Source organism: Coprococcus sp. AM100_B19A (assembly GCF_027662015.1).
GTDB lineage: Bacteria > Bacillota > Clostridia > Lachnospirales > Lachnospiraceae > Allocoprococcus > Allocoprococcus comes.
In genome coordinates, this window is sequence record NZ_JAQDKN010000001.1 from 437,215 (window position 1) to 447,120 (window position 9,906).

Annotated in this window: 14 protein-coding genes; all 14 read right to left on the reverse strand. The window is 46.4% G+C overall.

From position 1 onward, the window contains the following. Window positions 1–8: 8 nt before the first annotated feature. Window positions 9–899 (reverse strand): polyprenyl synthetase family protein, encoded by an 891-nt coding sequence (locus PGQ33_RS02155; protein WP_117556523.1) that lies wholly within the window; start codon window positions 897–899, stop codon window positions 9–11. Continuing rightward, window positions 889–1,125, reverse strand: a complete 237-nt coding sequence (gene xseB, locus PGQ33_RS02160) for an exodeoxyribonuclease VII small subunit (protein WP_008369268.1) — start codon at window positions 1,123–1,125, stop codon at window positions 889–891. The genes PGQ33_RS02155 and xseB overlap by 11 nt, the downstream gene beginning before the upstream one ends. Before the next feature lie 4 nt (window positions 1,126–1,129). Continuing rightward, window positions 1,130–2,392, reverse strand: coding sequence for an exodeoxyribonuclease VII large subunit (gene xseA, locus PGQ33_RS02165; RefSeq protein ID WP_270205164.1), 1,263 nt, complete (start codon window positions 2,390–2,392; stop codon window positions 1,130–1,132). Between the two features lie 12 nt (window positions 2,393–2,404). Then, entirely contained in the window at window positions 2,405–2,797 is a 393-nt protein-coding gene (gene nusB / locus PGQ33_RS02170) for a transcription antitermination factor NusB (RefSeq protein ID WP_008369272.1), read from the reverse strand. A 13-nt stretch (window positions 2,798–2,810) separates the two neighbouring features. Beyond that, window positions 2,811–3,194 (reverse strand): Asp23/Gls24 family envelope stress response protein, encoded by a 384-nt coding sequence (locus PGQ33_RS02175; RefSeq protein ID WP_008369274.1) that lies wholly within the window; start codon window positions 3,192–3,194, stop codon window positions 2,811–2,813. Window positions 3,195–3,389: 195 nt separating this feature from the next. Further along, window positions 3,390–4,982 (reverse strand): peptide chain release factor 3, encoded by a 1,593-nt coding sequence (locus tag PGQ33_RS02180; RefSeq protein WP_195601651.1) that lies wholly within the window; start codon window positions 4,980–4,982, stop codon window positions 3,390–3,392. A gap of 68 nt (window positions 4,983–5,050) precedes the next feature. Beyond that, window positions 5,051–5,686, reverse strand: coding sequence for a SpoIIIAH-like family protein (locus PGQ33_RS02185; protein ID WP_008369281.1), 636 nt, complete (start codon window positions 5,684–5,686; stop codon window positions 5,051–5,053). Window positions 5,687–5,712: 26 nt separating this feature from the next. Then, window positions 5,713–6,249: a stage III sporulation protein AG gene (locus PGQ33_RS02190; RefSeq protein WP_270205165.1), complete on the reverse strand. Its 537-nt coding sequence runs from the start codon at window positions 6,247–6,249 to the stop codon at window positions 5,713–5,715. Beyond that, window positions 6,246–6,515 (reverse strand): stage III sporulation protein AF, encoded by a 270-nt coding sequence (locus PGQ33_RS02195; protein ID WP_055155880.1) that lies wholly within the window; start codon window positions 6,513–6,515, stop codon window positions 6,246–6,248. Before PGQ33_RS02195 ends, PGQ33_RS02190 begins: the two co-directional genes overlap by 4 nt. Before the next feature lie 10 nt (window positions 6,516–6,525). After that, window positions 6,526–7,740, reverse strand: coding sequence for a stage III sporulation protein AE (locus PGQ33_RS02200; RefSeq protein WP_270205166.1), 1,215 nt, complete (start codon window positions 7,738–7,740; stop codon window positions 6,526–6,528). Window positions 7,741–7,752: 12 nt separating this feature from the next. After that, window positions 7,753–8,139, reverse strand: a complete 387-nt coding sequence (locus PGQ33_RS02205; RefSeq protein ID WP_008369287.1) for a SpoIIIAC/SpoIIIAD family protein — start codon at window positions 8,137–8,139, stop codon at window positions 7,753–7,755. A gap of 12 nt (window positions 8,140–8,151) precedes the next feature. Beyond that, on the reverse strand, window positions 8,152–8,346 hold the full coding sequence (gene spoIIIAC, locus PGQ33_RS02210) for a stage III sporulation protein AC (protein ID WP_008369289.1): 195 nt from the start codon (window positions 8,344–8,346) through the stop codon (window positions 8,152–8,154). Window positions 8,347–8,359: 13 nt separating this feature from the next. Then, a complete protein-coding gene (locus PGQ33_RS02215) occupies window positions 8,360–8,878 on the reverse strand; it encodes a stage III sporulation protein AB (RefSeq protein ID WP_117823786.1) in 519 nt (172 codons plus the stop codon). Further along, window positions 8,869–9,786 carry a stage III sporulation protein AA gene (gene spoIIIAA / locus PGQ33_RS02220; RefSeq protein WP_270205167.1) on the reverse strand — a complete coding sequence of 306 codons (918 nt, stop codon included), beginning with the start codon at window positions 9,784–9,786 and terminating at the stop codon, window positions 8,869–8,871. Before spoIIIAA ends, PGQ33_RS02215 begins: the two co-directional genes overlap by 10 nt. Between the last annotated feature and the right edge of the window lie 120 nt (window positions 9,787–9,906).

Consider the following 9,906-nt stretch of genomic DNA (forward strand, 5'->3'; position numbering starts at 1 on the left):
CACCCCGCTTATTTTTTCCTGTGTATCAGTTCCTGTATCAGCTGTGTCAGATACGTATTTTCTCTGTCCAGCCCGGAAAGCAGCTCCAGTGCTTCCTGTGAAATAACTTCCACATCTCTGGTTGCTTTTTCCAGACCTTTTAATGTAACATAGGTTGTTTTTTCATTCTTTTCATCGCTGTGGACCGGTTTGCCAAGCTCTTCTGTAGTACTTGTCACATCCAGGATGTCATCCTGGATCTGGAAAGCAATCCCCACATCCGATGCGATCTTCTGCACTTTCTCAAGCTCTGCATCCTCTGCACCTGCAAGAAGTGCCCCGATCATCATCGAACTTTCAATCAGCGCTCCGGTTTTCAGTTCATAGATAAAGTTCAGCATGCCTTCATCAAGTCCCACACCGCAGGAAGCCACATCCACGACCTGACCGCCTATCATCCCGTAAATACCGGCTTTTTCTGCAAGGATTTTTAAAGCTTTTCCAATCAGAAGACTCTTTTCAGGTGCGATTTCAAATGCCTTTACCGCCGTCTCAAACGCATAGTTCAGAAGTGCATCCCCGGCAAGAATTCCCATTGCTTCCCCGTATACGATATGCGTTGTCTTTCTTCCTCTACGGTACTCGTCATTGTCCATTGCCGGCAGATCATCGTGCACCAGGGAATAAGTATGGATCATCTCCATTGCTGCCATAAACGGCTCGATTTCTTTTCCTTCTCCTCCGAAAAGGCGGTATGTCTCCTGCATCAGCATTGGGCGGAGTCTCTTTCCGCCTGCCATCACACTGTACTCCATCGCCTCCATGATCTGGCTCTGGTAACCTTCTGCTTTCGGCAGATATTTTACAAGAAGCTTTTCAATCACTTCTGTTCTTTCTTTCATTTCTTCTTTAAAAGTCATGTATTTCTCCATTCTCTTCCAGCACCTGCACTTTTTTCTCTACTGTATCAATCTTCTCATTACAAAGCTTCAGCATTTCCATGCCCTTCTGATACAGTCCGAAGGACTCTTCCAGCGAAGTATCTCCCGATTCCAGCTCTTTTGCCACCTGATCCAGCTTTGCAAAAAGCTCTTCCAGAGATTCTTCCGGCATTTCTTCTGCAATCTCGTTTTTCTTATCTGCCATTTTCCTACTCCTTCTTGGTATCTGTTACCTGTGCCTCGATCTGCCCGTCTGTCACATAAATCCGAAGCCAGTCTCCTTTTTTTACATCCGCTACTTTCTTTACGGTCCCTTCCGATCCTTGTACATAGGAAAAGCCCTGGTTCAGCTTGGCAAGCGGAGAAAGTCCCTTCATCCGTTCGATCCGGATTGCAAGCTGCTGACGGCTTTCCCGCAGATTCCGCTCCATCAGAAGCGGCAGCATCTCCTGCACTTTCCGAGTCCTCTCCTGTTCCTGTTCCAACCGCTGATGCATGGCTTTTGGGATCTGCTCCTCATAGTCTGCAAGCTGCTGGCGCATGGACTTAAGTTTCCCTGACGGACTTAAGTAACGGAATTTTTCTGCATACCGCGCTGTATGAAGTGATGCGACCTCCAACTTTCTCCTCATACTTCGGTGCATCCTTTCCCGTTCTGTCCGGATCGTTTCCAGAAGTTCCCGGTAATTACAGATTGCAAGCTCTGCCGCAGCAGAAGGCGTCGGTGCACGAAGATCCGCTACATAATCTATGATCGTCGTGTCCGTCTCATGTCCTACTGCCGAAATAACCGGTACACTGCATTCAAAAACTGCGCGCGCTACATTTTCCTCGTTAAATGCCCACAGATCTTCAATAGACCCCCCGCCTCTGCCAACGATCATCACATCAACCTTTGCTTCCTCCAGTGCACGGATTCCCCGTACCACACTTTCAGACGCGCCATCCCCCTGTACCAGTGCCGGATACAGAAGGATCTGCACATATGGATTTCTCCGCCTGGTAATGTTGATAATATCGCGCACTGCCGCTCCGGTTGGTGCCGTTACAACACCAACTGTCCGCACATATTTCGGAATCGGCTTTTTATATTCCGGCGCAAACATTCCCATTTCTTCCAGCTCTTTTTTGAGCTTTACAAATTTTTCATAAAGAAGTCCCGCGCCATCCAGTACGATCTCCTTTGCATAAACCTGATATCTGCCATCTCTTTCATAGACGCTGACGCTTCCAAGCACGATTACCTGCTGCCCTTCCTGCATACGAAAAGAAAGCCCGCTGCGCTGCCCGGCAAACATAACACAGGCAATCGTTCCGGACTCATCTTTCAGTGAAAAGTACAGATGTCCTGAAGTATGGTACTTACAGTTTGACACTTCCCCTTTGATATAAATTCGATTCAACATAAAGTCTTGCGTAAACATATTCTTAATGTACGCATTGACCTGTTTTACAGTATATACATTTCGCATGATTTCTGATTCTTATGCAAGTTTTCCGAGTACACCGTTGACAAATGCCGGTCCCTCATCTCCTGAAAAATTCTTTGCCAGCTCAACTGCTTCATTGATCGCTACTTTGACCGGCACTTCGTCATCCCACTTCATCTCATATACGGCAAGACGAAGAACAGAAAGATCCACTTTATTCATACGTCCGGTTTTCCAACCGGTTGTATGTTCATTGATCATCGCATCGATTTCTTCTTCATGTGCTGCGATATCTTTGACCTTTTTGCGCATATATCCGCGTTCTTCCTCACTTGCTTCTTCTACCTGTTCCAGATACAGTTCGATCTGTTCGTCTGCATCAGCCGCATCAAATCCGATGCTGAAGAGCATTTTAAATATATGTTCTCTGACTTTACTTCTTCGCATGTTCTCTCTCCAATTATTCTTCTTCCGGCATGTCCACACCTGCAACACGGATGTTTACGTCTGCAACGGTAAGACCTGTCATATTCTCGATTGCTGCCTTTACTTTTTCCTGTACCTTTAAAGTAGTATCTTTGATACTGCTACCATATTTGAGGTTTAGGGCAAGGGATACGGTAACGATACCTTCCAGCACGTCTACCTTTACTCCTTTGGAAAGGCTCTTCATTCCAAGCTTTGCGATCAGTTCTCTGGTTGCATTTCCTGCCATGGAAGATACCCCCTCTACCTCCATTGCTGCAAGCCCTGCGATAATTGCAACTACTTCATCAGCAATCTGTACTTCTCCGAGGTTCTCATCTGATTCTATCTTATAGGTATTTCTCTCTTCTTTACTCATTATAAGTCCTCCTGTCTGCGGTTCTTCCGCTCCTCGCGCTCATCTCGGAACCTTTCGCTTCCTCGATGTTCGTTGCACTCACATAGGTCTGGGCTGAAAGTGATTCGTCTGCGAGCAGCCGATCTCTTTCTTCCCTTCCCTGCGCTCGTCGCTATGCGTTCATTGTAACATAAAAGATCCTTATTGGAAAGTTTTTTAGGAACGTCCGAATTCGGAAAGTTTCAGTCCTTCGTTTCGTTCCAGCACCATACGGATGCTCCAGCTGTTGACAAACAGAAGAAGCGGTCTGCCTTTCAGGTCCTTGATCTTCTTCATATCGGATGTGCCGACCAGCTTGTCCATATTGATTTCTTCATTCTCGATCCAGCGGATATGTTCGTATGGAAGTGGTTCCAGACGGATCTCCACGTTATATTCATTTTCCAGACGGTATTTTAATACATCAAATTGCAGGACACCGACTACACCGACGATGATCTCTTCCATACCAGTGTTGAATTCCTGGAAAATCTGGATCGCGCCTTCCTGCGCGATCTCGTTGATTCCCTTGATGAACTGCTTTCTCTTCATCGTATCCACCTGACGCACTCTGGCAAAATGTTCCGGTGCGAAAGTCGGAATTCCTTCATATGCAAATTTTTCCGCTGAATTGGTCAGTGTATCCCCAATGGAGAAGATACCAGGATCAAATACACCGATGATGTCTCCACCATAAGCAGTATCGATCATGTGGCGTTCACTCGCCATCATCTGCTGTGGCTGTGACAGACGGACTTTCCTGCCTCCCTGGATATGGAAGACATCCATGCCTGCCTTGAACTCGCCGGAACAGATACGCATAAATGCGATTCTGTCCCGGTGTGCCTTATTCATATTTGCCTGGATCTTAAACACAAATGCGGAGAAATCTTCTTCTTTCATCGGATCGATCAATCCTTTGTCGGACATTCTCGGAAGCGGCGAAGTCGTCATTTTAAGGAAATGCTGAAGAAAGGTCTCCACACCGAAGTTGGTCAGAGCTGATCCGAAAAATACCGGAGAGAGTTCTCCTTTGCTGACCATCTCCTGGTCAAATTCCGCACTCGCTCCGTCCAGAAGCTCAATCTCTTCTTCCAGCTGTGCGAACTGTGCTTCACTTACGATGCTCTTTGCTTCCTCACTGTCGATGGAAACCTTCTCAACTTCCCCGATCGAGGTTCCTTTCTTGGTATCTGAGAAAATTTCCAGCTCTCTGCTGTTCCGGTCAAATACGCCGCGGAATTCTTTTCCGGAACCGATCGGCCAGTTGATCGGACAGGTAGCGATCCCCAGTTCCTTTTCAATATCATCCAGTAATTCAAAGGTATCCATCGCTTCACGGTCCATTTTATTGATAAATGTAAAAATCGGAATATGACGCATGACGCAGACTTTGAACAGCTTTCTTGTCTGTGCCTCCACACCTTTTGATCCATCGATCACCATAACCGCCGAATCGGCCGCCATAAGAGTACGATAAGTATCTTCCGAGAAATCCTGATGTCCCGGTGTATCCAGAATATTGATGCAATAACCGTCATACTGGAACTGCAGGACAGAAGATGTTACCGAAATACCTCTTTCTTTTTCAATCTCCATCCAGTCTGAAACCGCATGTTTCGCTGTTGCCTTTCCTTTTACAGAACCTGCCTGATTGATTGCCCCACCATATAACAGAAACTTCTCTGTCAGGGTAGTCTTACCTGCATCCGGATGGGAAATGATCGCAAATGTTCTTCTTTTCTTTATCTCATTCGTAAAATCTGCCATGTTATTCTACTCCTACTATTTTCTCAATGTCACTCAAACTCTTATTATATGGTATTTTTGCTATAATATCAATCCCCTGATTCACTCGTATTTGTACTTTCATGGATCGGTGTGATCACCACATTTGCAGCATTTACCTCTGCTTTGCGTGTGACAATATCCTCGATCTGTGCCCGTTTTGCATCCGACAGATCCGCCACATCAACGACCACATCTGCGGATTCTTCGGTAAGACTTACCACCGCATCCTGAAAGCCTTTGCTGGCAAGCAGAGTCTCAATTGCGACCTCCTGTTCGGCGCGCTGTGTCATCTCCACCATCTGCGCAACTGCATCTGCTTTCTGGTCTTCTGCGATATCTGCATTATCAATGATCGCCTGCAGGGTTTCTTTGTTTTTTGCCCGCACCTGCTCCCGGTTCACTTTTGCCTGTGCTACAAGCGCACTGACCGATCCATTTGTCAGCACCGCCTCTCCCGGATTTCCGTCCACCTGATCGTTATCCGCTGTCTGGAGGGAGCTGTCACCTCCTGTATCCTGATCCGAAATATCCAGAAGTTCCTTATTTGCCATCTCACTTCCCGTCTCTGCTGTTTTGTTTTTTGAGCCGAAAATTTTTCCGGAATAGTTCAGATATCCTGCCGCAGCGATCATCACCGCAAGAACCGCAATCACAATCTGATTTTTCTTAAATACTTTTTTCACTAGCCTTCCTCCTATAAGATTCTTTTTTAGTTATGCTTCATTACTTTTATCTTATGCGTGTCTACTCCGAATAATGCCTGCACAGCCTCTGTGATATTTTCAATCACGATGGCATTATCTCCGCCATCTGCAATTACGAGAACACCTTCTATCCGGGGACTTAATTCCTGTTTCACATATGGCGTTTCTTCTCCATTTCCGTTTGCATAAACTGCCGTCTCTGAAGAACTGGTATTTTTTCCTCCGTTCTCCCCTTCCTGCACCTCACTTGTCATCTCCTGATCCTTTTCCACTACCTTTTCCGAGGAAGAAGCCAGAGTGATCATCACCTTTACATTTCCAACTCCTTCTACTTTTGCAAGTGCATTTTCCAGCCGTGTTTCCAGTGCATCTGCATAAGTATCCTCCGATGCATTTTCCGCCTTCTGCATCTGCTGTTCATCCTGTGTCTGGTCTGATTTTATATCGGAAACAGGCATCGCGATCACAACCAGAAGTAGTCCGACAAGTAATATGATCAGCCACTTGTCTTTTTTTATTTTACGGATTTCAAACATCTTCATTCACCGCCCTTTTCGAGCAAATCCGCCGCATACTCCATCTCTTTTATCATCTGCTCATACTCCGCCGTCCGATACAGCTCCGTTACCTGTCCGGCTTCCCCCATAAGGTCCAGAACCGGCTGGGCAAGCAGAACTGTCAGAAGAAGTCCGCAGAAAAAACGGACATATTTCCGGTAGCTATTCTCTGGAAGTGCCTGCAAAAATGCGGTTACAAGAAGCATATAAACGGCGAGATTCTGCATCCACCTGTAAACCAGCTGTATCATTTTATCCCTCCTACGAAGCTGCCGATGCCGCAACTGCAAGTGTCACCAGAAACAGGACCGCCGTCGCAAGCACCGTCTTTAGCAGCATATGATAACCTTCCCCGGTAAAACTGATGGCCTCCACAATCCGTTTATCAGACACCGGCTGGATAAGTGCCGCCGTTCCTTTGTAAAGAAGCGTCAGAATTCCCATATTGATGACCGGGATCATCACAACTCCCGTTACAAGCAGTGCCCCTGCAATTCCAACTCCATTTTTTAAAAGGACCGCACTTCCAAGCACGACTTCGCTTGTCCCGCTGACTACATCACCGATTCCTGGAATCATTCCCACGCCCTTTGTCCAGACACTCCTTTTCACCTGATCTGCCGCCGGACTGATTATCCGCTCGATAAACCCGATCCCCGTCACCAGGGCAAGCAGACTTTTCAGACTCCATCCGATTACAAGTCGCAAAAGTTCCGCTGCCTTAGAAAGAAATTCCTCCTCCGTCAGATTGTTCAAGATTTCCATCAGAAGTGCGATCTGGATCAACGGAACGATCCATTTCAAAATCACAAGTTCCACAAGAAAGATCAGGAAAAGCGCCAGATTATAAAATGCGATCGCAGAAATACTTCCCACTGCGACTGCCATACAGACAAAGTAGACAGGACAGAGTACTCGCATAAAGACGATCAGATTTTCGAGTCCATGCTGTACCTCTACGGCTGCTGCCTGAAAATTCCGTATGCCGACTGTAATCACAGACAGGTATACCAGAAAAAAGGCGGTCTGTGAGATCTGACAGTTCTGAAACATTTCCGAAAAGTTGGAAAAAACCGCTGCGATCAGCACCAGAAAAATGATAGATGCAAGCACCGGTTTATTGACCTTCAGCACATAGAAAAACTGATCCGTCACAAAGTTTCTGATCTGTCCGGCAGACAGGTTCTCATCCTGCCGGATCACAGACTCAACAAGATCCTGAAAATGCAGTTTTTCTTCCGGGAACAGTTTTCGGATTGCCGTATCCAGATCCTTTACCTCTGTCAGCTCCCAGATTTTCTGCTCTGTTTCCTCCTGTGTTTTTTCCAGATCCGTTTCTGTCATATTATCTTCTGTCCGGCTGTTTTCCGAAGAGGAATCTTCCCCTGCCGCAAATACCTGTACCGGCAGTATCAGTACGAAGATTACAAGTCCGATCATGCATGCTATGCCATATTTCTGAAAATAATGTTTCATTTTTCTTCCCTTTTACTGTCCAAGTTCGCGGATTGCAAGAAGCAGTGCTTTTAATATCGGCATTCCTATTGCAAGTATACTGAGCCTTGCAAAGACCTCGATCTGCCCGGCGATCGTCTGATAACCGGCATCCTTGCAGATTGCTGCCGCAAATTCCGCCAGATAGGTCACACCCAGGATTTTCAGCATTGCCGTCAGATATACCGCATCGATCTTTACAAAGCTGCCAACCAATTCCAAAGTTTCCCGGATCACCGACAGATTCCGGCTCATTCCGAGAAAAAGGAAAATGCTGACCGCAATCCCCAGATAGATCCCATACTCTTTTCTGGTATTTTGAAATTGTAATGCCAGGAAAGTTCCTGCAATCCCGATGCAGGCTGCCTTAAGGATACTCATCTTTTCCCTCCTTTACAGAGCAAAGAGCCGTCTGATATCGTCAAACAGATCTGAAATATAAGGAAGGATCCAGAATAAAACCAGGAGCAGTCCTGCAAGGCTTGTGAGAAATGCCTGTTCTTCTCTTCCGCTGTGTTTCAGCACCTGTCCCAGGACAGAAACCAGAATCCCGACTGCCGCAATTTTAAATATCAGATTTACACTCATGTTTCGCTCCTATTTACAGAATCAAAATTGTCAGGAAAAGCCCTGCTGTAACACCCAGCAGATTGCAAAGCCTCCGTTTTTCCTGAATTTCTTTTAAAAGACCGCCTCTTTTTTCTTCCAGAAATTCTGCATACTGCAAGAAAATCTGCGTTTCCTGCTTCTTATCCAGGCTGCCAAGCTGCCTCCCAAGCTCATGCAGACGTACCCTTTCCTCCCTGCCAAGGAGCAGACATTCAAGATCACTTTCGCAGCACCTCTCCCAGATTATTGCAAGACTTCTTGACGGCATCTCCAATTCTTTTGCCAGATGTTCCAACCAGATCCTGTAGTTCTGACTGCATCTTCGGGAAACAGAAGCGCATACCTGGGCGAGTGGTGCATAAGTATACTCCATTTCTCCCGCAAGCTGCCTTATCACTCTTTGCAGCTCTCCGGTATCCGTGATCTGCCTCTGATATTCCATTCCCCTGCTGTATCCATAGCCGGATGTCGCCGCCACAATTCCCAGGCATCCGACCATTTTCAGATACACAGTTTTTCTCCCCGTTCGTTATAAATCCCTTCAATTTCTCCTACATGTTTCCCGGATTTCACCACAACATATCTGGCAAAGCATCTTTCCTTTACCAGATTGCTGACCAGTGGCTTTTCACGGATCTCATCCATACTGGAACCATGCACCGTCGTCAGCATGGTTGCCCCACAGTGCATGGCGTACTCGATCGCCTCTACATCCTTCGCTGTCCCGATCTCATCTGCCGCGATCACCTCCGGCGCCATAGACCGCACCAGCATCATCATTCCTTCTGCTTTCGGGCAGTTGTCCAGAATATCTGTCCGCATCCCAAGCTGGTTCTGTGGCACGCCACGATAGCATCCTCCAATCTCTGAACGTTCATCCACCACACCCACATTTCTTCCTTCCACCCAGCGGTTCCCATCCGAAATCTGCCGCACCAGATCCCGCAAAAGTGTAGTCTTTCCTCCACCTGGTGGGGAAATGATCATGGTATGGCAAAGTCTTCCTTTTTCAAGGATCACAGGAAACAGCTTATTCGCACAACCTGTAATCTCATGGCAGATTCGGATATTGATCGATGTAATATACTGAAAATTCCGGATCTGTTCCTTTTCCGAAATAATTTTCCCGGAAATTCCGACCCGATGCCCTCCTTCAATCGTCAGAAACCCCTGGCGCAGTTCATTTTCATAGGCATACAGGGAATAATTGGATACATATTCCATCGTTTCACGCAGTTCTTCTTTTGTCACCCGATGGGTAAAAAGTTCTTCCTTTCCCTCTTTTTTCACTGCAAGCGGCTGCTCTTCCCGAAGCCGGATCTCCTGAATCTTCTCAAAATCCAGTCCATGATTCAACAGGATCCCTCGGATTTTCTCCGGAAGCACCGCCAGAATTTGATCTTTCTTTTCTCTTCTCATCTTGTCCACCTCTCTTTAAAGAATGTATATGGAAGGCAGGAGAAAAATAGAACTAAAAAAGGGGCGTGTGAAAAAACGAAAGTTTTTTCATGCGTCCTTTTTCTTATAAATACAACAGTA

Excerpts from the sequence above, each read along its gene's own strand:
- PGQ33_RS02155 (WP_117556523.1), bottom strand. The coding sequence starts at position 899 with ATGACTTTTAAAGAAGAAATGAAAGAAAGAACAGAAGTGATTGAAAAG.
- xseB (WP_008369268.1), bottom strand. The coding sequence starts at position 1,125 with ATGGCAGATAAGAAAAACGAGATTGCAGAAGAAATGCCGGAAGAATCT.
- xseA (WP_270205164.1), bottom strand. The coding sequence starts at position 2,392 with ATGCGAAATGTATATACTGTAAAACAGGTCAATGCGTACATTAAGAAT.
- nusB (WP_008369272.1), bottom strand. The coding sequence starts at position 2,797 with ATGCGAAGAAGTAAAGTCAGAGAACATATATTTAAAATGCTCTTCAGC.
- PGQ33_RS02175 (WP_008369274.1), bottom strand. The coding sequence starts at position 3,194 with ATGAGTAAAGAAGAGAGAAATACCTATAAGATAGAATCAGATGAGAAC.
- PGQ33_RS02180 (WP_195601651.1), bottom strand. The coding sequence starts at position 4,982 with ATGGCAGATTTTACGAATGAGATAAAGAAAAGAAGAACATTTGCGATC.
- PGQ33_RS02190 (WP_270205165.1), bottom strand. The coding sequence starts at position 6,249 with ATGAAGATGTTTGAAATCCGTAAAATAAAAAAAGACAAGTGGCTGATC.
- PGQ33_RS02195 (WP_055155880.1), bottom strand. The coding sequence starts at position 6,515 with ATGATACAGCTGGTTTACAGGTGGATGCAGAATCTCGCCGTTTATATG.
- PGQ33_RS02200 (WP_270205166.1), bottom strand. The coding sequence starts at position 7,740 with ATGAAACATTATTTTCAGAAATATGGCATAGCATGCATGATCGGACTT.
- PGQ33_RS02205 (WP_008369287.1), bottom strand. The coding sequence starts at position 8,139 with ATGAGTATCCTTAAGGCAGCCTGCATCGGGATTGCAGGAACTTTCCTG.
- spoIIIAC (WP_008369289.1), bottom strand. The coding sequence starts at position 8,346 with ATGAGTGTAAATCTGATATTTAAAATTGCGGCAGTCGGGATTCTGGTT.
- spoIIIAA (WP_270205167.1), bottom strand. The coding sequence starts at position 9,786 with ATGAGAAGAGAAAAGAAAGATCAAATTCTGGCGGTGCTTCCGGAGAAA.